At 36.3% G+C, this 26,126-nt stretch carries 20 protein-coding genes, 2 tRNA genes and 2 pseudogenes; 11 read left to right on the forward strand and 13 right to left on the reverse strand.

Features of this window, described 5'->3' with window-relative positions:
• Positions 1–291: 291 nt before the first annotated feature.
• Positions 292–912 (reverse strand): hypothetical protein, encoded by a 621-nt coding sequence (locus AAGD62_RS05615; protein ID WP_155969014.1) that lies wholly within the window; start codon positions 910–912, stop codon positions 292–294.
• Positions 913–1,084: 172 nt separating this feature from the next.
• On the opposite strand from AAGD62_RS05615, the pseudogene AAGD62_RS06910 reads away from it, so the two are divergent.
• A pseudogene (locus AAGD62_RS06910) lies at positions 1,085–2,092 on the forward strand (PDDEXK nuclease domain-containing protein).
• Positions 2,093–2,216: 124 nt separating this feature from the next.
• On the opposite strand, the gene AAGD62_RS05635 reads toward AAGD62_RS06910, so the two are convergent.
• The 3 genes from AAGD62_RS05635 to AAGD62_RS05645 are packed head-to-tail and all read right to left on the reverse strand — an operon-like array spanning position 2,217 to position 4,524.
• Positions 2,217–2,708 (reverse strand): IS630 family transposase, encoded by a 492-nt coding sequence (locus AAGD62_RS05635; RefSeq protein ID WP_155968340.1) that lies wholly within the window; start codon positions 2,706–2,708, stop codon positions 2,217–2,219.
• Between the two features lie 19 nt (positions 2,709–2,727).
• Entirely contained in the window at positions 2,728–3,075 is a 348-nt protein-coding gene (locus AAGD62_RS05640; protein ID WP_155968342.1) for an IS630 transposase-related protein, read from the reverse strand.
• Positions 3,076–3,123: 48 nt separating this feature from the next.
• Complete coding sequence (locus tag AAGD62_RS05645) at positions 3,124–4,524, reverse strand: hypothetical protein (protein WP_196770127.1); 1,401 nt, start codon at positions 4,522–4,524, stop codon at positions 3,124–3,126.
• A gap of 38 nt (positions 4,525–4,562) precedes the next feature.
• On the opposite strand from AAGD62_RS05645, the gene AAGD62_RS05650 reads away from it, so the two are divergent.
• The 3 genes from AAGD62_RS05650 (at position 4,563) to odhB (ending at position 7,320) form a co-directional block, all read left to right on the forward strand.
• Positions 4,563–4,910: an IS630 transposase-related protein gene (locus tag AAGD62_RS05650; protein ID WP_155968342.1), complete on the forward strand. Its 348-nt coding sequence runs from the start codon at positions 4,563–4,565 to the stop codon at positions 4,908–4,910.
• 28 nt (positions 4,911–4,938) lie between these two features.
• The gene (locus AAGD62_RS05655; protein ID WP_231115908.1) at positions 4,939–5,421 is read left to right on the forward strand and encodes an IS630 family transposase; all 483 of its coding nucleotides are present in this window, start codon (positions 4,939–4,941) and stop codon (positions 5,419–5,421) included.
• Between the two features lie 726 nt (positions 5,422–6,147).
• Positions 6,148–7,320, forward strand: a complete 1,173-nt coding sequence (gene odhB / locus AAGD62_RS05660; RefSeq protein WP_155968569.1) for a 2-oxoglutarate dehydrogenase complex dihydrolipoyllysine-residue succinyltransferase — start codon at positions 6,148–6,150, stop codon at positions 7,318–7,320.
• A gap of 40 nt (positions 7,321–7,360) precedes the next feature.
• Here odhB and AAGD62_RS05665 read toward each other — a convergent pair whose 3' ends face one another.
• On the reverse strand, positions 7,361–9,073 hold the full coding sequence (locus AAGD62_RS05665) for a tetratricopeptide repeat protein (RefSeq protein WP_155968571.1): 1,713 nt from the start codon (positions 9,071–9,073) through the stop codon (positions 7,361–7,363).
• A protein-coding gene (locus AAGD62_RS05670; protein WP_094189578.1) for an IS5-like element ISWpi1 family transposase occupies positions 9,066–9,898 on the reverse strand; the annotation gives its coding sequence in 2 pieces (ribosomal slippage) (positions 9,066–9,529 and positions 9,529–9,898; 834 coding nt in all). Before AAGD62_RS05670 ends, AAGD62_RS05665 begins: the two co-directional genes overlap by 8 nt.
• Before the next feature lie 216 nt (positions 9,899–10,114).
• On the opposite strand from AAGD62_RS05670, the gene AAGD62_RS05675 reads away from it, so the two are divergent.
• On the forward strand, positions 10,115–10,522 hold the full coding sequence (locus AAGD62_RS05675; RefSeq protein ID WP_196770142.1) for a transposase: 408 nt from the start codon (positions 10,115–10,117) through the stop codon (positions 10,520–10,522).
• 116 nt (positions 10,523–10,638) lie between these two features.
• On the opposite strand, the gene AAGD62_RS05680 is transcribed toward AAGD62_RS05675, so the two are convergent.
• Positions 10,639–13,437 (reverse strand): WPE palindromic element domain-containing protein, encoded by a 2,799-nt coding sequence (locus AAGD62_RS05680; RefSeq protein ID WP_196770128.1) that lies wholly within the window; start codon positions 13,435–13,437, stop codon positions 10,639–10,641.
• A gap of 99 nt (positions 13,438–13,536) precedes the next feature.
• On the opposite strand from AAGD62_RS05680, the gene AAGD62_RS05685 reads away from it, so the two are divergent.
• Together AAGD62_RS05685 and uvrA are read left to right on the forward strand one after the other, a co-directional pair.
• Positions 13,537–16,632, forward strand: coding sequence for an AIR synthase-related protein (locus tag AAGD62_RS05685; protein ID WP_155969433.1), 3,096 nt, complete (start codon positions 13,537–13,539; stop codon positions 16,630–16,632).
• Positions 16,633–17,874: 1,242 nt separating this feature from the next.
• The gene (uvrA, locus tag AAGD62_RS05690; RefSeq protein WP_155969437.1) at positions 17,875–20,670 is read left to right on the forward strand and encodes an excinuclease ABC subunit UvrA; all 2,796 of its coding nucleotides are present in this window, start codon (positions 17,875–17,877) and stop codon (positions 20,668–20,670) included.
• A 141-nt stretch (positions 20,671–20,811) separates the two neighbouring features.
• Here the strand turns inward: uvrA and AAGD62_RS05695 are convergent, their stop codons facing one another.
• The 6 genes and pseudogenes from AAGD62_RS05695 to AAGD62_RS05720 form a co-directional block, all read right to left on the reverse strand.
• Positions 20,812–21,303: an IS630 family transposase gene (locus AAGD62_RS05695; protein ID WP_155968340.1), complete on the reverse strand. Its 492-nt coding sequence runs from the start codon at positions 21,301–21,303 to the stop codon at positions 20,812–20,814.
• A gap of 19 nt (positions 21,304–21,322) precedes the next feature.
• On the reverse strand, positions 21,323–21,670 hold the full coding sequence (locus tag AAGD62_RS05700; RefSeq protein ID WP_155968342.1) for an IS630 transposase-related protein: 348 nt from the start codon (positions 21,668–21,670) through the stop codon (positions 21,323–21,325).
• A gap of 103 nt (positions 21,671–21,773) precedes the next feature.
• The gene (locus AAGD62_RS05705) at positions 21,774–22,076 is read right to left on the reverse strand and encodes a transposase (RefSeq protein WP_155968484.1); all 303 of its coding nucleotides are present in this window, start codon (positions 22,074–22,076) and stop codon (positions 21,774–21,776) included.
• A 72-nt stretch (positions 22,077–22,148) separates the two neighbouring features.
• Positions 22,149–22,801, reverse strand: a pseudogene (locus AAGD62_RS05710) (IS630 family transposase); the annotation flags it as partial.
• Positions 22,802–22,834: 33 nt separating this feature from the next.
• Positions 22,835–23,200 (reverse strand): transposase, encoded by a 366-nt coding sequence (locus AAGD62_RS05715; protein WP_155969141.1) that lies wholly within the window; start codon positions 23,198–23,200, stop codon positions 22,835–22,837.
• Positions 23,201–23,944: 744 nt separating this feature from the next.
• A tRNA-Gly gene (locus AAGD62_RS05720) sits at positions 23,945–24,017 on the reverse strand.
• A 172-nt stretch (positions 24,018–24,189) separates the two neighbouring features.
• Here AAGD62_RS05720 and AAGD62_RS05725 point away from each other — a divergent pair.
• From AAGD62_RS05725 to AAGD62_RS05740, 4 genes are all read left to right on the forward strand, one after another.
• Positions 24,190–24,810, forward strand: coding sequence for a ribonuclease D (locus tag AAGD62_RS05725; protein ID WP_015589270.1), 621 nt, complete (start codon positions 24,190–24,192; stop codon positions 24,808–24,810).
• Positions 24,811–24,926: 116 nt separating this feature from the next.
• Positions 24,927–25,250 (forward strand): thioredoxin, encoded by a 324-nt coding sequence (gene trxA, locus AAGD62_RS05730; protein ID WP_007548839.1) that lies wholly within the window; start codon positions 24,927–24,929, stop codon positions 25,248–25,250.
• 42 nt (positions 25,251–25,292) lie between these two features.
• Positions 25,293–25,369 (forward strand) — tRNA-Ile (locus AAGD62_RS05735).
• A gap of 78 nt (positions 25,370–25,447) precedes the next feature.
• Positions 25,448–26,104, forward strand: coding sequence for a CADD family putative folate metabolism protein (locus AAGD62_RS05740; RefSeq protein WP_155969607.1), 657 nt, complete (start codon positions 25,448–25,450; stop codon positions 26,102–26,104).
• The last annotated feature ends 22 nt before the right edge of the window (positions 26,105–26,126 follow it).

A 26,126-nucleotide genomic window follows, 5' to 3' on the forward strand; every position in this document is an offset into this window, starting at 1 on the left:
TTGAAATTCTTGAATTTTAGCCGGATTAGTGAGTGGTAGTGAAATTTCTTTTACTCAAATTTAGGTATTCACTGACCGTTCTTGTTATAAATACCAGAATAATAAGCTACTGATATTCTCCACCTTTTTTATCTTTAATCCATCATAGCTAGCGATGCAACAAAGCCATCCCAGTGTCAAGCACTGGGATGACACCATTTGTTGTAAACTCACTTTTACTCTATGGTTATACTACCTTGCTGCTATCCTGAACGGATACAGTGGGCTTATTAAATTATAGAATTACTTTAGCTATAGAATAAAATCTAGTGTTACTTCACGCCAAATGTGGTGGTGCTGAGTAGGCAAGCCGGTCAATGGGCTACATTTATATACTGCACGCATTGCATTATCTGCTATCGACCTGAAAAGTGGATTATTTCGATAGGAATCACTGTCTGCTACATCCGCCATAATTATCTCGCCTTGACTGGATAACAATAAGTTAATTTTTATATTAAAATTTTCTTTGTAAGCTATGCTTTCAGGAATGCTCCAGCATTTTGTGAGCTTTTCTCTTATAGAGTTAATAATTTCTGTTACAACTAATTCATCCTTTTTGCTCTCAACGCTTTTTTCGTTTCCTATTTCATTCTTTGCCTCTCTGACATCCCTTCTTAGTTTCTTCTCTACACTTTTTTTTCTTTTTGGAACAGGAATGAATTCTTTACCCTCGTTAATAATGACTTCTTCTTGCATTTCGATAATTTGCCTCGGTTGTGCTACAACAGTGTGCTCAACTATTTCTTTTTTCCTTTGTGGTATAGGAATAGCTAACGTATCATTCGTTTGGGCTTTTGTTGAAGATAACGAAAAAAGCAAAAAACAACATAAAGACAAAAAAAGAATATAATTAGAATAGAAAAAACGCATATGTTAAGCAGCTTGTTTTACTGGTTTAAAGCTAATATTGCACGTAAAGTCAATATATTTTAGTTGATGGACAAGTTTGAAGTCAATAAGGAATTCCTTCAAAGCTGAAGGCAAGCGAAAGATTGTCTTCTCGACAGACAAAGGAATTGTATAATGGATTAAAAGGAACCGTATGACAAAAATTATAGCAAAAGAATATACAGAATTTTTAGAGCAGTTGAAGGATCATATTGCAACAAACCGTTATAAAGCAGCACTTGCAGTAAATAGTAAGCTTATTTTGCTTTACCACCATATTGGTACAGAGATCCTAAAACGCCAAAATCTGGGGAGCTAAGGTAATTGATCAATTAAGTAAGGATTTGAGAAGTACATTTCCAGAAATGAAAGGCTTTAGCATGAGAAATCTGAAGTATATGCGTAAGTTTGCCGAAGAATATCCTGATGTTGAATTTGTGCAGGAGCCTCTTGCACAATTAACTTGGTATCACAATATCACTCTTTTGGAAAAAATAGAAAGTCATGAAATAAGATTATTTTATGTAAAAAAAGCTATTGAACATACGTAACATTATGGTTATGCAGATAGAGCTTGGACTACATAAACGTCAAGGGAAATAACTTTAAAGAAAAATTACCATCTCCACAATCCGATCTAGCACATTACACATTAAAAGATCCGTATATTTTTGATTTTTTAAGTATAGGTAAGGATGCTCATGAAAGAGAAGTAGAAAAAGGACTCGTAGGGCATATGGAAAAATTTCTGTTAGAACTCGGTGAAGGATTTGCATTTGTTGGTAGACAATTTCATTTAGATGTTGGTAATAAAGACTTTTATATTGATTTATTATTCTATCATTTAAAGTTACGTTGCTTCGTAGTGATTGAACTAAAAGATAAGGATTTTAAGCCGGAATATGCTGGTAAAATGAATTTTTATCTTTCTGCAGTTGATGATTTACTGAAGCACTCGACAGATCAACCTTCTATAGGGTTAATCTTATGTAAATCTAAAGACGATGTACTTGCTAAATATACACTCCGAGACATGACCAAACCAATAGGTCTTGCAGAATATCAAATCACTGAGAATCTACCAGAAAACATAAAAACAGCTCTGCCAACAATAGAAGAATTAGAAGCTGAATTATCGAAAGTTTCAGATAAGGAAAAGTAATGCTACTAAAATCATTCAAACAATTATTTAGCAAACCAAAAGCTCAGCATGGAGGCTCAGGAAGAAGAGTGGCAGCCAATAACTTACTCTCTCATAGCCTTGAAACTTTGGAATATAGTATTTTCTAAAATGAATGATAAATTTCCATTATGGTATTACCAACCAAAAGTTGTAAGTCTGTATATTTATGCATTAAAGGTCTGAGGCGGCTTTTGATGGTATTCCAACAATGCTCTATAGGGTTCAAATCTGGTGAATATGTTGGTAGATAGAGCAAACGGCATCTAGCATTATCTATTAACTCCTTTGTTTTGGGAGTTTTATGGAATGTGGCATTGTCCATAACTATTGTAGTACCATGTGGCAATTTAGGTAATAACATCTTCTCTAACCATGTATTGAATACCTCTTTGTCACACCCACCTTTGAAAGTCATTGGTGCAATAAATCTCTTTCCAATCCACCCGCCTATTATACTGATTCTCTCTCGTTTTCTTCCTGGAATATCTGCATAAATTTTCTTTCCTATTGGAGCACGTCCATACTCTCGGTATAACCTATTATCAACTCCTGCTTCATCTATATATAAGATGCTGGAATGGTCTATTTTTGAGATTTTATCGGTAAATCGCTGCCTATCTTCTTGATTGCGCTCTTGATATAGTGTAACTTTTTTTTAAAGTAATTCTTAGCTGTTTCAGCCTATACCAAATTGAATTTATTCCAAATCCAAGATTTTGTTTCATCTCTGCCAGCGTATGATCTGGATTCTTTTTAACATATTCTTCGAGTATTTTTGGGTCTATTTTTCGAATAAAGCTGCCGTTTTTCGATGGCCTTAGGCTTTCACCAGCGGCTTTCTTTCTTAACCAGCGGTACAGAGTTGCTATTCCTATCTCCAAAAGCTCTGCCACCTCAACCTTTGACTTCCCTTTTTCTATCATCGATACTGCCCTTTCCCTTAAATCCACACTATACGCCATTATAACTCAAATAGCTTATTATACCTTTATCATTTACTTTGGGAAGTACTATAGTATCTTACAAATGTAGCTCCTTGATTCTCCAGGTTCAAAAACATCAACAGAAATAGTGTTCTGTGGTTGTGGCCAGCCAAATGTATAACGAGAAATTAATAATATCTTTCCTCCTTCTATAGGAAGTAAATCTGCTATATCTTTGTAGTTAGGAGCGTTATCGCATATCAGTAGCCACCCAGCACGTTCAGGGTGTTCTAGCCAATACTTAACATGCTTGGCGTGATCTTCTTCACGAACGTTTTCTCTGTAACCATGAATAACGTTTAGTCCACGTCCTAACTTGATGTACTCGTTAATTAAAGTATTTCTATCTCGTGTATCAAGCCAAATTATCCATCTATATTTTTGGAGCTTACTCCAAATAAATTCTAATGCTAATTGTGTTTTACCTATTCCACCTATTCCATGACAAGCAACTAGTGTTGCTGTATCATTAGCTTTCAGGCATTCTTCTATTTTATCTAGCAGCGCTTCTCTGCCGACAAAGTTATAATTTCGAAGAGGGACTTGCCAAAATTCAGGTAGATCTTCCTTAAGTTTGAGACTATAAAGATGTTCTATGGCTTCCTTAAAATAATTGTCTTTTCTTGTTAGATAAGAAACTTCGCTACCCTGTTGTTCCCACCATTTTTCTACCTTCCCGCGTGCAAAGTCAAAAACCATGTCAATGTTTTTCTTGCCTGATATTTTGTATATACTCCCTATTTCTTTCTTAATAATATCATCTAATTTTGAATGATTAGGTTGATTAACTACAAACCTTATTCTAAGTAAAAAATCTTCTATTTCATCTTCACTGCCGCAACTGAAGTATTTTTTCAGTTCAATATGATTTTTTATTTTGTAGCACGTTCCTCTGTGACCTTCATAAATACTTAAAATGTTATCATCTGTTAACTTTGACTCTTCCAGATACTCCTCTAATGTTTCTACTTTGCCTTGCTTTTCTGTACCTTTTTTTAAGTTCACATTAACATTAGCATGAATGACAAGTGTAATATCACTGTTCTTATACTCAGGGTTTTGCTTAATCTCAGGATGAGATTCAAAATATTTGTTTAACCCGAAATCCTCTTTCTGTCGCTTTCTATTGTTTCCATCAATAAACAAATCTTCAAAAGTAATATTCGCTGATGAACTAGGGTCGTTACGGTGTTTAGCTTGAACCAAGATAATTCTCGATTTGTTCTTCTGATCTTTATACTCAAAAAAAATATCATCAAAGGCTCCAAAACCTTCTATGTTTGATGCTAACCAAAAGTCAATTTTACTACTTAACCCATAAAGTAGATACAGCATTAATAATTTTACTTCATACTTGCAACCATGATCACCTGTTGATGTGCCATCTCTCTTCTTAAATATACGATTACTAAGTATAGTACTTCCCAAAGTAAATGATAAAGGTATAATAAGCTATTTGAGTTATAATGGCGTATAGTGTGGATTTAAGGGAAAGGGCAGTATCGATGATAGAAAAAGGGAAGTCAAAGGTTGAGGTGGCAGAGCTTTTGGAGATAGGAATAGCAACTCTGTACCGCTGGTTAAGAAAGAAAGCCGCTGGTGAAAGCCTAAGGCCATCGAAAAACGGCAGCTTTATTCGAAAAATAGACCCAAAAATACTCGAAGAATATGTTAAAAAGAATCCAGATCATACGCTGGCAGAGATGAAACAAAATCTTGGATTTGGAATAAATTCAATTTGGTATAGGCTGAAACAGCTAAGAATTACTTTAAAAAAAAGTTACACTATATCAAGAGCGCAATCAAGAAGATAGGCAGCGATTTACCGATAAAATCTCAAAAATAGACCATTCCAGCATCTTATATATAGATGAAGCAGGAGTTGATAATAGGTTATACCGAGAGTATGGACGTGCTCCAATAGGAAAGAAAATTTATGCAGATATTCCAGGAAGAAAACGAGAGAGAATCAGTATAATAGGCGGGTGGATTGGAAAGAGATTTATTGCACCAATGACTTTCAAAGGTGGGTGTGACAAAGAGGTATTCAATACATGGTTAGAGAAGATGTTATTACCTAAATTGCCACATGGTACTACAATAGTTATGGACAATGCCACATTCCATAAAACTCCCAAAACAAAGGAGTTAATAGATAATGCTAGATGCCGTTTGCTCTATCTACCAACATATTCACCAGATTTGAACCCTATAGAGCATTGTTGGAATACCATCAAAAGCCGCCTCAGACCTTTAATGCATAAATATACAGACTTACAACTTTTGGTTGGTAATACCATAATGGAAATTTATCATTCATTTTAGAAAATACTATAGTACTTGCATGACAAGGTATAAACCTTATCGTCATACCACCGCGAACCGTCATACCGTCACGGTATCTCTAGATCCCGCTAACAAGCAGCGGGATGACGGTTGTCGTTTAGCTATAAATATTAAAAAATTTACCAAGCGAAAAAAAAGGCAAAAGAAGCCCCGTGGTTGGCTAGTTACTTACATTATACTTTCAAGTATGGCGTTTTTTTATTCTAAACGTCTAATAACCACGACTCAGCTGCTTTTAAGCTGCAACTAATCTAAATTATAAACATTAAGAAATTTACTAAACAGAAAAAAAGGCAAAAGAAACCCTAGGGTAGCTAGTTATTCACTATCCATCTTTTAAGTTGGCGTTTTTTAATGTTTTAAATGCTTTATAAGCGTATTTCAGCTTGTGTAGGTAAAAACCTAGAAATTTGATAAAGACATAGAGTGCACATAGTGCAAAAAATTAAACATGAGACGCCAGATACGTTGAGTTTTTTTGTCATTTAATCTGTACAGAGAAGATAAATAAATAGCTTCGTTTTCATGATAAGGGAGCTGGCGAGGCTTGTCAAGGAATTTTTATGACTTAGTGTCACACGCTGGAATGACATTTGGGAGTTGTTGTCCACTTCTAAATGATAAGAGCCTCAATGAATTTATTAGTTTATTACATGTCTCTTTTCATGTATAAATCTATAGAAAGTTTTATACGGAAGTTGTTTTATGAGCAAAATTATAGAAATCAGAGCACCAAAAACTCTTGGTGGTGAGTCAGTTACGGAAGGTATAGTAAAAATAAAGAAGGGTATTGGAGAAGCAGTAAAAGTAGATGACTTGATCTTTGAAATTGAAACTGACAAAACAGCACTCGAATTAACTGCAGAAGCTTCGGGGCAAATAACTGAATTTCTTGTAAAGGAAGATGATGTAATAAGTCCTGATCAATTGTTAGCGAAGCTTTCCGTGGGAGAAGTAAAAGAGGAAGCGAGAAAAGAAGATAAAAGCGAAAGTGCTGCTAAAAAAGATGCTCCATCAGCTCGTAAAATTATGGAAGAAAATGCAATCAGTGCAGAAAGCGTCAAAGGAACTGGCATGGGAGGCAGAATAACAAAAGCAGATGTGATAGGCCATATGAACAAAGCAGAACAGCCTGCAATAAAACAATATGAATTGCCAAAAAGTATAGTAAGTGGAGAGCAAAGAGAGGAACGAGTAAAAATGAGCAAAATAAGGCAAGTAATTGCCGCTCGTTTGAAAGCGTCGCAAAATACTGCTGCGATACTGACCACGTTCAATGAAATTGACATGAAAAATGTCATGGATCTAAGAGCGAAATATAAGGACGCCTTTGAAAAAAAATATGGAATAAAACTTGGTTTTATGTCGTTTTTTATAAAGGCAGCGGTGCAAGCACTGAAAGAGATTCCTGAAATTAACGCTGAAATCTCAGGCGATGAAATCATATATAAACATTACTATGACATAGGTGTTGCTGTTGGCACTGACAAAGGCCTTGTTGTACCTGTTATTCGGAGTGCCGATCAGATGTCATTTGCAGAAATTGAGTTGACTTTAGTTGCTCTTGGCAAAAAAGCTCGCGAGGGTAAATTACAAGTATCAGAAATGGAAGGTGCAACATTTACCATCTCAAACGGCGGAGTATACGGTTCGCTTCTTTCCACTCCGATAATAAATCCTCCGCAATCTGGAATACTTGGAATGCATTCAATACAAAACAGGCCAGTTGCTGTGGGCAACTCAATTGAGATCAGACCTATGATGTACATTGCCCTCTCTTACGACCACAGAATAGTTGACGGCAAAGGAGCAGTAACTTTCCTCGTTAAAATAAAAAATTATATAGAAGATCCAAACAGGTTAGTTTTGGAAGTGTGATTATAAAATAAGTGATTATTAATCTAGTGTTGCTAAAAGCCTAAATATCATCTAGCTCTGCCAGCAGTTTAGCAACTTCCGGATGATCAGGGCCATAATGTTTCTTAAAGATGGATGAAGCCCGTGCAAACAACTCCTTTTGTTTCTTATGGTTACCTAGAGCACCATAGGCGTCGCTTAGGTTTATCAGTAGTGTAGCAACTTCCGGGTGATCAGGGCCATAATGTTTTTCAAGAATAGGCAAGGCCTGTTCAAACAGCTCCTTTTGTTTCTCGTGGTCACCTAAGTCCCCATGAGAGATGCCGAGGCTTATTAGTATAATAGCAATTTCTGGATGATCAGGGCCATAATGTTTCTTAAAAACAGGTAAAGCCCGTTTAAGCAACTCTTGATTTTTCTTATGTTTACCTAAAATGCCATAAGTAATGCCAAGGGTTACCAGTAGTTTAGCAACTTCCGGGTGATCAGGGCCATAGTGTTTTTCAAAAATAGGTAAAGCACGTTCAAGCAACTCTCTTGCTTTCTGAGAACTACCTAAAGCATTATGAGCAATACCAAGATTTACCAGCAGTATAGCAACTTCGAAATGGTCAGACCTGTAATGTTTCCTTTTGATTGCTAAAGCCCGTTCAAGTAACCTCTTTCTTTTCTTATGATAACCTAGACCCCCATAAATGACACCTAAGTTTGACAACAGTTTAGCAAATTCAAGATGGTCAGGACCGTAATGTTTCTCAAAAATAGGTAAAGCCCGTTCAGACAGCTCCTTTGCTTTCTGAAGATCACCCAAAGCATAACAAACAAGACCGAGGTTTGCCCGTAGTTTAGCAACTTCGAAATGATCAAGTCCATAATGTTTCTCTTGAATTGCTAAAGCTTGCTCAAACAACTTTTTTGCTCTCCGGGGATTATCTAAATTCTCATAAGCGTGGCCAAGGTTTGTCAGTATGACAGCAACTTTAGGATGATCAGAGCCATAATGTTTCTCAAAAATAGGTAAAGCCCATTCAAACAACTTTTTTGCTTTATGAGGATTACCCGAATCCTCATAAGCGTTACCAAGGTTTGTCAGTGCAACAGCAACTTTAGGACAATCAGAACCATAATATTTCTCAAGAATAGGTAAAGCCCATTCAAACAACTCTTTTGCGTTCCGAGGATTGTCTAAAGCATTATAAGCAATACCAAGACTTACCAGCAGTGTAGCAATTTCATAATCAGGGATAAAATGCCTCTGAAGAATAGGTAAAATCCATTCGATCAACTCCTTTTGTCTTTTAGGGTTACCTAAATCAGAGTATCCATCATTAATCCACATTAACAAATCTAAAAGATAATCCTTTTCTATTGTTTGCTTTTCTGAAGAATTTTTTTCTAGCAAATTATCCATGTGTGATAAAAATGCTTCTAAATGTGGTAATAATTGTCGTTTCTTAGCATAATCTTCTAGTTTATCACTGTGGTAAGGAAAACCCTTTTGTAATAGTTGAAAAACAGTCTTTATGTCTTCTTTAGTTTTTCCACTTTTCTCTGACTTTAGCCTTATAACTTCTTGAACCAAGCTGTGTATTAACATACTATGATCTTTTTTGGTAGTTAACATGGAGTAACTTATTAATATTCCAAACGCTTCATGGAAAGTTTCTAAGGAAGGATTATTTTCTTGATTATCAGCAAAGATTTCTAGTAAAGATTGAGGAATAGGACTACCATCTAAGTAAGAGGTTGTCCGGAAACTAGTAAATTCAAGCATATTCCCTCTTTAACATAACCCTACTCATAGCTAGGTATATGAAATTCTCAGTGGATGTTGTGAGTAAATCATACTCCTTCGATAGCCTTCTATTCCTATTAACCCAAGCAAAAGTCCTTTCTACAACCCATCTTCTTGGCTGTACTTTAAACCCTTGTTCTCTTGTTGGTAGTAGCTCAGGTGGCGTATCTTTGTGCACCCAAAATCTACATGGAGGCCTTTTAACAATTTCAATATCTATGTCATATTCTTCCTTTATGTGATTCTTTAAATTTCTTCCTTGGTATCCCATGTCAGCCCACATTTTTTTAACTTTAGTATATTTTGTTCTCATATTGTTTAATGCTATTTTAATACCATCTCTATCATTTTCGTTAGCAGCGCCTACGTAACAACCTAGTATAAAACCCTGAGTGTCTGTAATTATATGCCTTTTTCTACCCTTTACTTTTTTACTTCCATCATAGCCTTTGATCCTCCCTTTTCTGTAGTCTTTACAGATTGACTATCTACTATACAGGCACTCGGCTGCTCATTCCTTCCTATTTTTCTTCTACTATATTTTGTAATTTCATAATTCATTTTCTCAAAAATTCCCTGCTTCTTCCATTGCCTGAACTGCTCATACACAGTCTTCCATAGCGGAAAATCATTTGGTAAATACCGCCATTGACACCCTGTACGCAATACATAGAAAATTGCTTCTAATATTTCTCTTTTGCTATACTTTGGCGGCCTTCCTCCTTTCTTGTATGATACTCTGAAGTGTTTTTCTATTCTTGCCCATTCCCTTTCGCTTAGATCTGTTGGATACTTTTTTCTCATCTTTACCCCGTACTAAAATTTCAGATATTATAGCCTTTTACTTATTTCCGGACAACCTCTTAGTATATACAACAACACACAGCAAGGAAAATAGCACTGACAGAAAATATCGTGGCTATGAGCAAACGAGAAAATTGCACGTAATGTTGAATATAAACAACAAAAAAGCCATAGCTGTAAAATACAGTAACGGCTGATCACTATGGAGCTTGTGATTTGCTAAAAGAAGTTGATTTTCAGCATGCCATAAAAGCACTATATGCAGATAGAGCATGTGATAGGCACAAGTTTTATAAGTTGTGTAACGAATATGATATAAAGACAAAAATTCCACCAATAAACAATGCGGCAGAACATCCAGAAATAGATTATATGTCTAACAGGAATGCTGCTATTAGGTTAATAAAATTATACGGTGAAGATGGCATGAAAGAATGGAAAAAAGAAGTAAATTATGGGAAAAGATCTTATATTGAAGGGTTTTTCTCAAGATTAAAGCAAATATTCGGATTTAGTTTTAGGAATAAATCTGAGATAAATCGAGAAAAAGAACTGCTAATCAAATGCTATTTGCTTAATAAATTCACTGATATTGGTATGGCTAAATTTGAGATAGTTACATGAATTTACCATAAATCACCATCTCATAAAGTGTGATGCAACAAAGCCATCCCAGTGTCAAGCACTGGGATGACACCCTTTTGGATGGAAACCAGTGTCAGGTACTCGGATGACACCATTTACAACCACTCTCCTACCCTTTCTAGCTGTTTATAGCTGTTAAATCTCAGGAATTTATCAAAATATGGAGAGGCAATAAAGGGTGTGGAATTACTTAAATAGTTAGATAAAAAACCAGGCAGATCATTTTTTAATTCTTGCATTTTGTATCTATAATTTTGTATAGAAATAACTTTTATTTTATCATAATCAAGTTTCCAATAAGCAAGTTCTGAGACTTCTCTTTTTGTTATATGTTCTACCGCTAAGGCTTGTAAAATTAATTGCGGAAAAAATCCCGACATTACTTCTTCATTGGAAGGTGGTGTACCAAGCTTATAGTCTATAATTGCCACTTGCCCACTTGGTAGATACTCAACTCTATCACATCTTGCTATCAGTGAAATTTCTTGTGGCTTATTTGTCATCCAAGCAGTTTCATACTGATCACAAGAACCAGTGTCACGCGCTGGAATATGAAATATCGGACAGGAAAAGTTCTTTTCCAACTCAACATAATTGCTTCGAGTTTCATCAAATTCGACAAAAGATTGAATTATCTTTTGTAGTCTTACCCACCACATATTTGAAAAATTAAACTGACTAGTCGAAAATGCTTCTCGTGCAATGCTCATTGGAGATTTTTTGTTGCGTAAATATCTTGCAAGAATGTTGTGTACCATAGTGCCAAATTCCAATATCGATGGCTTAAAATTCAAGTCTCTTAATTGTTTAAGACCCAGTATATATTCAACGTAAAATGAATAAGGATTACGAATTAGCTTTTCTATTGCACTGCAAGACATCACCTGCATTTTTTCTTTTCTAACTTCGGTTTGAGGTTTTGGCATAGGCTGAGTACATGGAACAATACATTCAGGCGTATTTAATATCCTTAGCCAATCACGATACGGCTGCTTCCCCTCCTTGAGCAGAATTTCCAAACGCTGCAATAGAATTGGCTTTCTATGGCTTAGCGATCTTGTAATATAAACCTTACTTGCACAAAACAAATTGTGTAAAGTATAAAAAAAATACCCCTGCTCTTCTTGCACGGAAGGAAGATTAAATTTTTCTCTCGTAAATGCATTCAAAAGCGGATTTTGAAAGCTTGGCGCTTCATTAAATCCAGCAAGTATTACAACTTTGTTGTGATATAAGCTGAATTTATTCAAGTCACTTGCTACAGAGAAAAACTCTTTCTCTAAAAATAAGGTCAGAATTTGGCTATATAACTCTAAGGAGCACTTAATTTCTACACCCTCACATGCATTCAAGAAATTACAGGTGAAATTACCTATTTCACTATTTAGCTCTGAAAAATTTATACCAGATAATATATTAATACACTGCAAATGAGTTGCTACCACATCAGAAATAGAGTAATTTATAGAATTAAGCAAAGGATTAAATATAGCCTCTAACTTATTGATAATAAGTAATATATCTTCTTTATGTTTTAGCTTTTTATGGGCATTGATAGCATTTATAATATCGCTCAGGCCATTTGTACTAAAGTTGCGTAATATCTCTATTTCAAATTCAGATAAAATCCGAGTGTACTCTTCTTGAGTGTAACCAAAAGTCACTAGCCTATGTTTAAGGAGCGAAAGTAATGACACACTGCTCCAATTTGAGGTCAAAACTTCGATACTATAAAGCAGAAGCGTTATATAAGGGTAATTTTCCGGTATGGCACTGTGTTGCCTTGATAAACATGCTATACGAGCTGCAAGTAATTTATCAAAGACGACCAAAGAAATGTTTTCATAACCTTCATTTTCTATAATTAATGATGTCACTTGTGCTTCTTCCTCTCTGGAATCACAAGTGATGACTTCAATATTGCCAACATGTCCACTACTAACTTTGCTTAGATCGGCAGTTGTATCAAAGACGTAATCTAGATATTCCTCAGGACTTCCTGTTATCCCCGCCCTTTCTTCTGTCATCCCAGTGCTTGACACTGGGATCCAGTTTTCATTATACAGCCACCTGGTGCGCTCATTTAAAGTTAAGTTTTCTGGATCCCAGTGTCTGGGCACTGGAGAACACGCTTCTGGCAGAAAACTTACATCCTCTCTGCCTATACTTAAATAACCTAGCAGATCTTTCAGACAATATTGATAGTGTTTTTTATCAAGCAATTTCCAGTCTTTCTCTTTAATTTTCAAATTCAGGTTAGGCAAAATTATTTCTCCAAACGGCAGGTCATATATAGCCTTAATTAACGACTTATCCTTTCCAATTCCAACAAAGATTATATGTTGGTCTTTTTGTAAAGAGATTATCATATTGTTTATGTAATCACTCTTATGTTTTAATATATCTACTACTTCTAAATCTTTTAAAGTTTTACTCCAAGTCTCAGTGAGTAAGCTTATGAAATTCTCTATTTTTTTTGAATGTTCATCAAATTGATAACAATCCGTTGTTTGGGTAGATTGAATTTTATCAAGCAGTGATGGCAGGCTATAAGCTAAATCAATTGGAAAATTATCATTATTTTTTCTATTCCACTCCAATATGAATTGAATGAGTAGCAGTGTCCTTTTTGTTGGCTTGATAACTTTAACCCTATCAAGATTTAATATTAAATCTTCCTCATCAATATTCTCTAGCGAAACTATCTCTGGCAAAATTATGCATTTTTTAGCGTTATGATTCTTGAATGCACTCAGCAGCGCTATCACATCCCTCTTGCAAGGAAGTATGATTTTTACTTCAGGAATTTTTTCTCTTTCATATTCAGAAAATATGTGCTGAACCAGCACATCAAAAAGAGATTCATCCACATTAACGGTAAAAACTCTTCCCACTAACAGTAACAATTAATACAATATTTTATTGTATAGAAATTATTCAAAATATAAACGTGCTTGTATGCTATTATATATTAAAATTTTTTATAACATTACATGGCAAACATTAGAATAGAAGTTTTAAATAAATGCGAGCAAATTGGCCGCAGATGGTTAGTCAACGTTTACTCGATTTACATACGCAAAGGATTACCATCCAAATTATATGAAGAAATTTGCGGGCTATTTTATAATAAAGTCATACAAGACTGCCGTTATTATTCCTACAATGAAAACCTTGAAGAAGTTCCGTATGATTTCATAGAACCACAAGCAAAGTGGGGCTTGGAAATAAGCTTCTTACCTGGCATGACCGATAATGTAGGCAACACAGTGAAACAAATTGTTAGAGAATATTTAATAAACAAGGACTACATTGATGAAAATGTTTGTATAAAAGCAAGAAGTTCAAAATTGATTCTAAGTCAAGCAACTGAAGATGATATAAAACAAGAATTTAATCCTATCACTGAGTATTGCATTCTTGTTTATAAAGAAAACGGCAATTGCTATTGGAGGCATTACGGTAAATTAAAAGGTGTCATCCCAGTGCCCAGACACTGGGATCCAGAAAACTTCAAGCAATTGTATAATGAAAACTGGATTCCAGTGTCAAGCACTGGAATGACAGAGGGGGAAACAGGAATGACAGAAGGGAGAGCTGGAGATACCCACTCCGGTGTCATTCCAGCGCGTGACCAGGAAAAAAAAGAATGGATCCCAGTGTCAAGCACTGGGATGACAGAAGAGAGCACTGGGATGACATCAAGTAGTAATGGGGCTAAGTCTGTTGACCTCAATGTAAGTGACCAAGAGCTTGAAAAAATTAGTAGAGATGGAATCGATGGCAATGGCACTTTAGGTCTCTCCCTTGCAGCAATGAAGGATATAAAGGATTACTTCAATAAACTTGGCAGAAATCCATATGATATCGAACTTGAGTCTCTGGCACAGACTTGGTCTGAACATTGTAAACACAATATTTTTTGCTCCCCTATTGATGAAATAAAAGACGGTCTATATGCTCACTATATTAAGCGTGCAACGCGTGAGATAAATTCTGACATATGTGTGTCAGTTTTCTCTGACAACGCAGGAGGAATAATTTTTGATGACGATTACTTGATTGTAGATAAAGTTGAAACCCACAATAGCCCTTCAGCTCTTGATCCATTTGGTGGAGCAATGACTGGGGTACTTGGAGTAAATCGTGATATAGTTGGTTTCGGGAAAGGCGCGGAGCCTATAATGAATACCTATTACTTTTGCTTTGCCAAAGAAGCAAAAGGCAAATTTTATAGGGATAAAGAGCGCACTGATGAGATCTTACCGCCAAAATATATAATGAAAAAAGTGATCCATGGTGTTAATGTTGCTGGTAATTGCTCTGGTATTCCAACACAACTTGGATCGGTATATTTTGACGATAGATTTTGTGGCAAGCCGCTGGTTTTTGTTGGCAGTGTCGGAATTATTCCGCGCAACATAAATAACGCACCTTCTCACATTAAAGGACCAAAAAATGGCGATAAAATCGTAATTATTGGTGGAAGAGTTGGAAGGGACGGAATTCACGGCGCAACGTTTTCCTCAGAGGCTTTGTCGGGAAACAGCCCTTCAACGATTGTGCAAATTGGTGACCCTATAACACAAAAAAAACTATCCAATGCCGTCATAAAAGCAAGAGATCTTGGTCTTTATAATGCAATAACGGACAATGGAGCAGGTGGGCTGTCGTCGTCTATTGGTGAAATGGGAAAAGACGGATTTGAAGTTGATTTGAGCAAGGTTCTCCTTAAAAACGATGGTATGGCTCCGTGGGAAATATGGATATCAGAATCACAAGAGAGAATGACCTTAGCAGTGCCAGAAGAAAATCTCCCTATGTTTAAGCAAATCATGAAAAAACATGATGTGGAGGTTTGTGTGATTGGAGAGTTTAATGAGAGTGGTAAAGCCGTTGTTAAATGTCCTAAAGGGACAGTAATAATGGATATCGGAACTGAATTTCTGCATGATGGTAATCCTAAAATGCATTTACAGACAAAGCCGTGGTCTAAGGGGCTTCCAGCGCCACGCGCTGGAATGACAACAAGTTCGCCTTCTTTAGAAATTGAATTAAAAGAAATGTTAAGCAGACCAAACATTTGCAGTAAAGAGTTCATAGTGGTGCAATATGATCATGAGGTTCAAGGATCGTCAGTGTTAAAACCACTGCAAGGCAAGGGAAGAATGTGCAGCGAAGCTATTGTCTCAAGGCCTGTTCTTTCTTCAAATAAAGGTGTTGTAAAATCGCAAGGATTTGGCTCAAGTTATGGAGAAATTGACACCTACCACATGGCAGCATGTGCAATTGACACCGCGATACGCAACTATGTAGCCGCAGGAGGAAATATAAATCATCTAGCGTTGCTCGACAATTTTTGCTGGTGTGATGCTTATAATCCAGAAAGGTTGTGGCAACTAAAGAAAGCTGCAGAGGCTTGTTACGACTTCGCAACTGCATTTAAAACACCATTCATATCCGGAAAAGACAGTATGTTCAATGACTTCAAGGGATATGATGAAAATGGCGAGAAAGTGATAATCTCTGCACCACCTTCATTACTCATCTCAGCAATTGGAATTATAGAAAATATTGAAAATGCGGTATCGCTTGATGTAAAAATGCCAGGGGACTTGATATATGTGCTTGGAGAAACACTTGATGAACTTGGTAGATCTGAATATCAGTTATATAGTGGAATAGGTAATAACAACGTACCAAAAGTTGATGCAAAGAGCGCTAGGAAGTTGTATGAGCGTTACAACCAGGCAATAAAAGATGGCATAATTGCCTCTGCAATTGCACCAAACTTAGGCGGATTAGTTATTGCTCTGGCAAAATCGCTAATTGCAGGAGACCTTGGTGCTGAAATCGATCTTTCACTAGTGCCAATAGGAAAAATACAAAATACAGACATAATAAACAAGATAATAATGTTTTCTGAATCGCAAAGTAGAATTTTGGTTACTATTGCACCACAAAATCAGAAGAGGTTTGAAGAATTGTTTGAAGGTGCAGTTTATTCATGTATTGGCAAAGTAACAGAGAAAAAGGTGCTAAACATAAAGGATGTTTTAAAAGTAGATCTGAAAGATGTGGCATGCTAATATAAAATATTTTTCTTATTATGCTAAATAACTCTTTTACTATATGTAATGTTTATTTAGAATGAATGTATGTTATTAATTTTGGGTAGGTAATTATGTCTATTTTATCGATACTCCTGTTTATCAGTCTTTCTTTACTCAACACTGCAAATAAATTGATGATATGTGCTGCCTTATTTGTGGGAGCTGCTTTAGTTGTAAATTCAATGGTTGAATTTTATGGCAGAAGCAAAGCTACGTACAGCTTAATGGTGTGTACAACGCTATGTTGTGTTTTTAAATTGCAAAGTTTTAATTTGATGATATTGATTTCATATACTGCAATTTTAGTATCTCTTCTCTCAAGCATAATTATTTTTGAAAAATTGAAGTCCAAGTTGAATTTTCATATGGCAAATTTCATTACTTTAATTATAGCATCAGTGGTTGATAGTGCCGTTGTATGTGTTGGATTACTATACAAATTTTCTGCAGGTAAATGCTTATCAATATACATTAGAGATTTAATTTTTAAGTTTTCTTATGTGTCAGTATTGAGCATCTGCTTGTTTGTAGGAATGTATTTATTTTGCTTGGCGAACAAGAAGTATTTTAAGATTTCCACATAACCTGTTTTCTGATATAGCTAAACTGACTTTGGGTCCTGGGGGTGTATTTGGTGGTCCTAATACGTAACAACAGTTTAGAATTTATAGGTAGCCTAAACCCACAACTGTACAAACACTATGATTTGAGCCTATCAGGGGGGTGTCATTCCAGTGCCCAGACACTGGAATCCAGAAAAAAGAATGGTGTCATCCCAGTGCTTGACACATAGCTGTACGAACATTCATTTTTGAAGGTAAATTGCACAGCAAATGGTGTCATTCCAGTCTGGAATCCAGAAATTTTGCTTATAACTGAGCTGATGAGCTAAAGGTAGTTGTCTTACGCTAAAACAAACGTTTTTAATTAAGTTGCATAGAACCAGTGTCTGGGCACTGGCCCACTGGTGGGAATTGCTCCTAAACTACAACGTTCGTACAGCTATGTGCTTGACACTGGGATGACATCATAGGGGCACTGGCCTACTTAACCGTCATACCGTCGCGGTATCTCAGCCGCTAACAAGTAGCGGAATGACGATTTATCAAACGCTGCTTAATTTTCCGTAACAGTTGAAAAAATCAATAGAAAATCAATATATCACTATAAATTCACGTATTTTGAGGCTATAATGGTTAATACGCTATATGGTATAATATGGACGATTTTATCAGAGTTAAGGGCGCAAGGGAACATAATCTGCAAGGTGTAGACGTCAATATACCGAAAAATAAGCTAGTTGTTATAACTGGGCTAAGTGGTTCTGGCAAGTCTAGCCTTGCATTTGATACGATTTATGCAGAAGGCCAACGCCGGTACGTTGAAAGCCTGTCAGCTTACGCGCGTCAATTTCTCAACATTCAGGATAAACCAGATGTTGAGTCGATTACAGGTCTCTCTCCTGCAATATCTATCAACCAGAAATCGATCTCAAAAAATCCAAGGTCAACAGTTGGAACTGTTACCGAAATTTACGATTACTTGCGCTTAGTATATGCACGAATAGGAGTTCCTTATTCACCTGCAACTGGATTACCAATAACAAAACAAACGGTGTCTCAAATTGTAGATACTATAATTGCGTTACCTTTAGAAACTAAGATATATATACTTGCCCCTGTTGTGCGTGGTAGAAAGGGAGAACATCTTAAAGAGATATTGGAAATTAAAAGACAAGGTTACGTAAGGTTCAAAATAGATGGTGAAGTGTACAATGTAGATGACTTGCCTAAACTCGATAAGAACAAGAAACACGACATTTTTGTGGTTGCAGATAGAATATCAATATTGGGCGATATAGGAAATCGACTGCCAAGTAGTATAGAATCCGCACTAAAACTTGGTAATGGTCTAATGTATGTAGAAATAGTAAACCTACCTGACAACCATAATTCCGAGTATAAAAATGGTCAAATTCTGACTTTTTCAGAGAATTTTGCATGCCCCGAGTCTGGTTTCACTCTTGAGGAAATAGAACCAAGATTATTTTCTTTTAACAGCCCTTACGGTGCATGTGGTTCGTGTAATGGGCTTGGTAAAAAGCTGGCTATTGATGTGAAGCTGATAGTGCCAGATGAAACTCTTTCAATATCTGAAGGCGCTTTAAAGCCAGTGGGATCAATGTTCCGTCAAGTGCACACAGGTTATGGATTTTTAAAAAGTGCAATTCTATCACTGGCTGAAAATTGTAAATTTAGCCTTGATGTTCCGTGGAAGAACATAGATCAAGAAGTAAAAGATATGATACTCTTTGGCTTCGGTAAATTTCAAGGTTTGGTCAGTATCTTAGAAAACCAGATGGATTATGATGAAACGCTTGTTGAGCGATATTGCTCTGTTACTCACTGCAGAGAATGCACTGGCTATAGATTGAGAAAAGAAGCGCTTACAGTAAAAATTGATAGCAAACATATAGGTGAAATATCAGGGCTCAGCATCGATGAATCCCTTAAATGGTTTGAAAATTTGCCAGACAAGCTCACAGAACAACAGAAGCAAATCTCAAGTAAAATATTAAATGAAATAATCAAGAGGCTAGCATTTTTAAAGAATGTAGGGTTGAATTACCTAACGCTTGATCGAGAATCTAGCACTCTCTCTGGCGGTGAGAGTCAGAGGATCAGACTTGCTTCACAAATTGGCTCTGGTTTAACAGGAGTGCTGTACGTGCTTGATGAACCCTCGATAGGCCTTCATCAATGTGATAATGATCGGTTAATTGCCACACTAAAAAACTTAAGAGACATGGGTAACACTGTAATCGTTGTTGAGCATGATGAAGATACAATAATGGCTGCTGATTATGCGATTGATATTGGTCCTGGAGCTGGCGTAAATGGTGGAAAAGTTGTTGCAGAAGGAACACCAGACCAGGTGCAAAGAAATTCGGGGAGCATAACAGGGCAATATTTGAGTGGAGAGAAAAAAATTTTAATTCCAAGGAGAAGAAAGCAAGCAACTCAGTTCATAAAAGTAATAAATGCATGTGAAAATAACTTAAAAAATGTGAACGTTAAATTTCCTATAGGGAATCTTATTTGTGTTACTGGAATATCAGGAGGGGGAAAATCAAGTTTAGTCATAGAAACGTTATATAAATATTCAGCACATAAGATACATCATTCGTCTGCAAGGTATGGTCAGTGTGATAGAATAGAAGGCCTTGAATATATAGATAAAGTTATAGAAGTTGATCAGTCGCCAATTGGTAGAACTCCTGCGTCAAATCCAGCAACATATGTTGGTATGTTCACTCATATAAGAAATTGGTTTGCAGGTCTTTCGGAGTCAAAAGCAAGGGGATATAATATAGGCCGGTTTTCATTTAATACCAGAGGGGGAAGGTGTGAGGCTTGTAAAGGTGATGGGCACTTAAAGATAGAGATGCATTTTCTACCGGACGTTTATGTGAAGTGTGAGCAATGTAAAGGGCGAAGGTATAATCGGGAAACATTGGAAGTTACTTATAAAGAAAAATCAATCTCTGATGTCCTTGATATGACGATAGATCAAGCTTGTGATTTTTTTGAAAACCTTCCAATGGTAAAAGAAAAGTTGATTTCTTTGCAGGAAGTGGGGCTTGGCTATATAAAACTCGGACAGTCGTCAACAACGTTGTCTGGGGGTGAAGCACAACGAATAAAGCTGTCCAAGGAGCTATCAAAACGATTTACCGGAAGAACATTGTATATTCTTGATGAGCCAACAACTGGATTACACTTTGAAGATATAAATAACTTACTAAAAATACTCCATAGATTAGTCGATCTGGGAAACACTGTTATAGTTATCGAGCACAATTTGCACGTTATAAAAACTGCAGATTATATAATAGACATCGGACCAGAGGGCGGAATAAAAGGCGGAGAAGTGATTGCTACTGGAACTCCAGAAGAAGTGGTAAAAATTCCAGAAAGTGTTACAGGCAGGTATCTTAAAACGTATTTATTATAAACTATTTCTTAATTATATTAGGCTAGGTTGCATATTTATGATTTGGAGATAAGAATGTCAGTATATCGATACTTTAGAAGGTACGTTGAATATGGAGTTGTACCTGCTAAGAAAGCAGAAGATAACACACTATAGTATTTTCTAAAATGAATGATAAATTTCCATTATGGTATTACCAACCAAAAGTTGTAAGTCTGTATATTTATGCATTAAAGGTCTGAGGCGGCTTTTGATGGTATTCCAACAATGCTCTATAGGGTTCAAATCTGGTGAATATGTTGGTAGATAGAGCAAACGGCATCTAGCATTATCTATTAACTCCTTTGTTTTGGGAGTTTTATGGAATGTGGCATTGTCCATAACTATTGTAGTACCATGTGGCAATTTAGGTAATAACATCTTCTCTAACCATGTATTGAATACCTCTTTGTCACACCCACCTTTGAAAGTCATTGGTGCAATAAATCTCTTTCCAATCCACCCGCCTATTATACTGATTCTCTCTCGTTTTCTTCCTGGAATATCTGCATAAATTTTCTTTCCTATTGGAGCACGTCCATACTCTCGGTATAACCTATTATCAACTCCTGCTTCATCTATATATAAGATGCTGGAATGGTCTATTTTTGAGATTTTATCGGTAAATCGCTGCCTATCTTCTTGATTGCGCTCTTGATATAGTGTAACTTTTTTTTAAAGTAATTCTTAGCTGTTTCAGCCTATACCAAATTGAATTTATTCCAAATCCAAGATTTTGTTTCATCTCTGCCAGCGTATGATCTGGATTCTTTTTAACATATTCTTCGAGTATTTTTGGGTCTATTTTTCGAATAAAGCTGCCGTTTTTCGATGGCCTTAGGCTTTCACCAGCGGCTTTCTTTCTTAACCAGCGGTACAGAGTTGCTATTCCTATCTCCAAAAGCTCTGCCACCTCAACCTTTGACTTCCCTTTTTCTATCATCGATACTGCCCTTTCCCTTAAATCCACACTATACGCCATTATAACTCAAATAGCTTATTATACCTTTATCATTTACTTTGGGAAGTACTATAGTAGCCACTAGCAGAAAATCCTACATAATTCCTGTACTTTATAGCAGTTACTATATAAAAAAATATTTTACTCTTTTTGACTGGCCAGGGCTTTTTTTTAAATGTCTCTTTCCCTTGTTACTCTTGCTTTGTAAATCAAACCTCTCTTTGTCGTAAGGAGCCATGTTACCTCTACCTGGAAATGCATTTGCCGCTGACTTTTTTTCGTTATATTTCTTCATCCATTTTCCTAATACACTATCCCTTATTCCTAGATCTCTTGCTACTTTTGCAACTGGTTGACCTACCTTTCTTTGTTCATTTGCCAGCTTAACAGCTTCCAATTTGAATTCTGCCGTATATTCTCTTGCCATTTCTAATCCTCCAAAATTTTATTTTACCCAAAAAAACTCCTTTCTTTCTCTCCACTTTTTCTGGGTAAGGTCAGTCTGTCCAGGTTCCAAGATCGGTGTCAAAAATTGCTCAACCCATCCATTAAAAACATCCATATTACAGTGGCCTTCAAAGGTTAACGGAACAACTATCTTTCTTCCACTTAAGGCTGCAACCATACTGATTCGTTGAGTTTTCTTTCCAGATTTTAAGGCATAAAACCGCTGTCCTTTCTGGCAATATCCGTAGGGGTAGTCTTCGGTGTTATCAATGCCAGACTCATCTATATACACTAAGTTTTTAGGTTCTTTTGTCGCTATAATTTTCAAAAATTCAGCACGTTTTTCTTCGTTTCTTTCCTTGTATCCATATGTCTTTTTTTGCGCGTAAATCCAATTTTTTTAAGGGCTCGATAGATCGTTTGGATACTAACGTTGTTCCAAAGTTTAGCCATTTCCGATAGAGTCTTTCCTCCGTGTTCTCTGGCAAATTTGGCAAAGGTATCCCAGTCGGTAATTTTGTGATTGTAACCCCCATTTCCAAGTTTTTTTGATTGAAAGTCTCCTGTTTCTTTTCTTCTTTGCTGCCACTCCCATAAAGTAGTTCGTCCAATCTTAAATCTTGCTGCCACTGTTTCTCTGCTTTCTCCTTCGTCTAGCGCTTCCATTGCTTTTTTTCTTAAATCATAACTATATGCTGCTGGCATTCAACCTCCTTATCATCATCTACCCTTATCCTATCACATCCGGACTTTTATGGAAAGAGCTATATTTTTATCAATTCTGCAATCATTTATCTTAATATTAAGTTTCTTAAACCTTCTTGATGCTTGTGAATAGCTGATAACTGCCAAATCTCTTCCTATTTGTTGCAAATACCCTTTTATAAACCCGACTGTTTGTCTTAAACCAATTCTAAAGAAACTGACGATTATATGCACCAAAATCACAACTTTATCACTATAAATATAGTTGCCGCCCTGCATTTTTGGACAATTCTCGTACCAATTTTCTATGGCGTCATTGATATAACAAAAAATGCTTCCTCTTTCTTGGAGAAATTTGTTATATTCATGGCAGTTACTGACTCTCATTTTTTGTGGCATATTTTTTCTTCAACAGTTAAATGGCTATTTATAATGAATTTTGTCAGTAACTGCCAGTTCTTTTCACTTGAGCGATGCAACAAAGCCCACTGGGATCCAGGAAACTTAACTTTACACCAGGTAATAAGAACTGGATTCCAGCGTCACGCGCTGGAATGACAGCAGTCCTACGTCATACCGCGATTCATTCGCGGTATCTCAGCCGCTAACAAGAGATCCCGCTAACAAGTAGCGGGATGACGGTTGTCGTTTAGCCATAAACATTAAGAAATTTACCAAACGAAAAAAAAGGCAAAAGAAGCCCCGTGGTTATTATCCGCTTTAAAATATTGGCGTTTTTTATGTTTTAAACTCTTGACAAGCGAGATTCAGCCGCTTTTAATTGCAACTAACCTACGCTGCAAATGTTTAAGAAATTTACTAAGCAGAAAAAAAGACAAAGAATCCCCGAGTTAGCTAGTCTTTTACTATCTCTGTCGAGTATTGGCATTTTTTGATGTCTTGTAACGCTTTATAAGCGCGTTCAGCTTATTTAGATAAAAATCTAGATGTAGATGAAGTTTTGTAAAGACATACAGTATCTATATACTGCAAAAAATTGAACATAAGACGCCGATACATTAAGTAATCCTTACCTTTTAATCTGCAGATTGGCGAAAGCAAATACAATAGCTTCACTTTCATGATAAGGGGGCTAGCGGAGTTTGTCAAGGGATTTTTGACGAAATGATTTTGAAAGCAAAGAGCGGGAGAAGGGGTTCGAACCCTCGACCTCAACCTTGGCAAGGTTGCGCTCTACCAACTGAGCTACTCCCGCAATTAAATTAACCTAAATTTACTTAATTATAGGCATATACAGCGATTTGTAAACCCCGTGTACATGAAAAATGTGAGAGCCCATAAATTTGCGTGGTTCCTTCTATGATCTTTTCGTATACTTAAGGCTCATTTTTGATTATCATAAGTTTTTAATTATTCCACAAAGCTTTATGGGAATATTTTTATATAAAGACGACTTGCCAGCTAGTTCAATACCAGATGATGTAAGGTCTATAGCTGTTGATACCGAGGCAATGGGGCTACTTCATAGCAGAGATAGATTATGCCTTGTGCAGCTCTCTTTTAATGATGGCAACGCTCACTTAGTTCAACTCAAGAACGATTATACAGCGCCAAATTTGAGAAAAATATTAGAGGATAAAAATATAACTAAAATATTTCACTTCGCGCGATTTGATGTGAGCATAATACGTTATTACTTGGAAACTTGGGCACTTCCGTGCTATTGCACAAAGATAGCTTCACGTTTAGTGCGCACTTACACAGATAATCATAGCTTAAAAGAGTTGTGCTTAGAGCTGCTTGATACCAAACTAAATAAGCAGCAGCAATCTTCTGATTGGGGAAATGAAAATTTAACAGACAAACAAAAAAGTTATGCTGCATCTGATGTTTTGTATCTCCACAGGATAAAGGAAAAGCTAGACTTAATGCTGGAACGTGAAAATAGAAAAGAATTGGCCCAAAAGTGCTTTGAATTTCTTCCTACTCGTATTGAGTTAGACTTAATGGGTTGGGAAAACGTGGATATCTTTAACCACCAGATGTAATAGAAGTTTTTTGTTTGTGCAAAACACTTTAGGGCAATTTTTCAAGCTCTGCGGTAAGAATTTAGTTGATTAACTGCTAATAGATACGCTATATTTTACAAAAATTTAGGTATTTTATGAGTGATGATATTACATCGGTAAATGATCAAAATTTCAAATCTGAAGTCACTGACTATAAAGGGTTCGTGCTGGTAGATTTTTGGGCAGAATGGTGTGGGCCATGCAAAAGTCTAATGCCACGTATAGAACAATTGGCTAAGGATAGAAAAGGCAAGATTAAGATCTGCAAATTCGACATAGATGAAGGGACTGAAGTGCCAAGTAAGTATGGAGTGCAATCTATACCCACTTTAATCATATTTCAAGATGGTAAGGAAATTGCACGCAAAATTGGTGCAACAAATGATTTGTCAAGTTGGGTTGATAGTGAAATAAGCTAATAGACAAATTTGCTTTTGTGTGTATTATAAATATTGATAAAAGGGATTGTAGCTCAGTCGGTTAGAGCAGTTCGCTCATAACGAATTGGCCGTAGGTTCGAGTCCTACCAATCCCACCATTGTATTGATCTTAGCATGATCGTAACAATGAGAAAACTATAGTATATGAACTATATATTAATGTAATGGGGGAAATGATGGAATTTACTAAGTCTCTAAATAACAAGTTAGATGAATTGCACTTACTAAATCATCCATTTTACCAGTCATGGAATACAGGAAGCTTAAGCTTGCAAGCTTTACAAACCTATGCTAAAGAATATTATCACCACGTTGCTGCGTTTCCTCGTTACATCAGTGGTATACATTTTTTGTGCCCAGATCTAAAAATGCGACAGGTTTTACTTGGTAATTTAATAGAAGAGGAACAAGGTGATGAAAATCATCCAGAATTATGGCAACGTTTTGCTGAAGGGCTTGGCGTTGCGCGATCTGATCTTCGTGAAAGTGCACAGATTAAAGAGACACAGGAGTTAGTTGATGGTTACTTTGATATTGTAAGATCAGGTTTTGCGGCAGGTCTTGGAGCCTTGTACGCTTACGAACGTCAAACTCCAGAGGTTTCCAAGTCTAAAATTGAAGGTTTAAAAAAACACTATTCAATAAGTGATGAGCGTTCTCTTCAATTTTTTACGGTCCATATGCATGCTGATGAATGGCATTCTGAGGAATGTGCAAATCTTATTGAAGATCTAGATGAAAAAGAGCAAGATAAAGTTATGCAGGGTGCTCAAAAGGGAGCAAGGCTCTTGTGGGGTTTTCTTGATGGAATGATGAATGCTAGCGTGTGTTAGTAGTTGTAAGTAGCTTAAACTC

This window comes from Wolbachia endosymbiont (group A) of Eristalinus aeneus (genome assembly GCF_964026915.1).
GTDB classification, from domain to species: domain Bacteria; phylum Pseudomonadota; class Alphaproteobacteria; order Rickettsiales; family Anaplasmataceae; genus Wolbachia; species Wolbachia pipientis.

What these genes read in the sequence shown, in the direction of transcription:
- AAGD62_RS05665 (WP_155968571.1), bottom strand. Translation starts at nt 9,073, where the DNA reads ATGCTTGAATTTACTAGTTTCCGGACAACCTCTTACTTAGATGGTAGT.
- AAGD62_RS05650 (WP_155968342.1), top strand. Translation starts at nt 4,563, where the DNA reads ATGGCGTATAGTGTGGATTTAAGGGAAAGGGCAGTATCGATGATAGAA.
- AAGD62_RS05615 (WP_155969014.1), bottom strand. Translation starts at nt 912, where the DNA reads ATGCGTTTTTTCTATTCTAATTATATTCTTTTTTTGTCTTTATGTTGT.
- AAGD62_RS05700 (WP_155968342.1), bottom strand. Translation starts at nt 21,670, where the DNA reads ATGGCGTATAGTGTGGATTTAAGGGAAAGGGCAGTATCGATGATAGAA.
- AAGD62_RS05715 (WP_155969141.1), bottom strand. Translation starts at nt 23,200, where the DNA reads ATGCCACAAAAAATGAGAGTCAGTAACTGCCATGAATATAACAAATTT.
- trxA (WP_007548839.1), top strand. Translation starts at nt 24,927, where the DNA reads ATGAGTGATGATATTACATCGGTAAATGATCAAAATTTCAAATCTGAA.
- AAGD62_RS05705 (WP_155968484.1), bottom strand. Translation starts at nt 22,076, where the DNA reads ATGGCAAGAGAATATACGGCAGAATTCAAATTGGAAGCTGTTAAGCTG.
- AAGD62_RS05740 (WP_155969607.1), top strand. Translation starts at nt 25,448, where the DNA reads ATGGAATTTACTAAGTCTCTAAATAACAAGTTAGATGAATTGCACTTA.
- odhB (WP_155968569.1), top strand. Translation starts at nt 6,148, where the DNA reads ATGAGCAAAATTATAGAAATCAGAGCACCAAAAACTCTTGGTGGTGAG.
- AAGD62_RS05725 (WP_015589270.1), top strand. Translation starts at nt 24,190, where the DNA reads ATGGGAATATTTTTATATAAAGACGACTTGCCAGCTAGTTCAATACCA.
- AAGD62_RS05640 (WP_155968342.1), bottom strand. Translation starts at nt 3,075, where the DNA reads ATGGCGTATAGTGTGGATTTAAGGGAAAGGGCAGTATCGATGATAGAA.
- uvrA (WP_155969437.1), top strand. Translation starts at nt 17,875, where the DNA reads ATGGACGATTTTATCAGAGTTAAGGGCGCAAGGGAACATAATCTGCAA.
- AAGD62_RS05685 (WP_155969433.1), top strand. Translation starts at nt 13,537, where the DNA reads ATGGCAAACATTAGAATAGAAGTTTTAAATAAATGCGAGCAAATTGGC.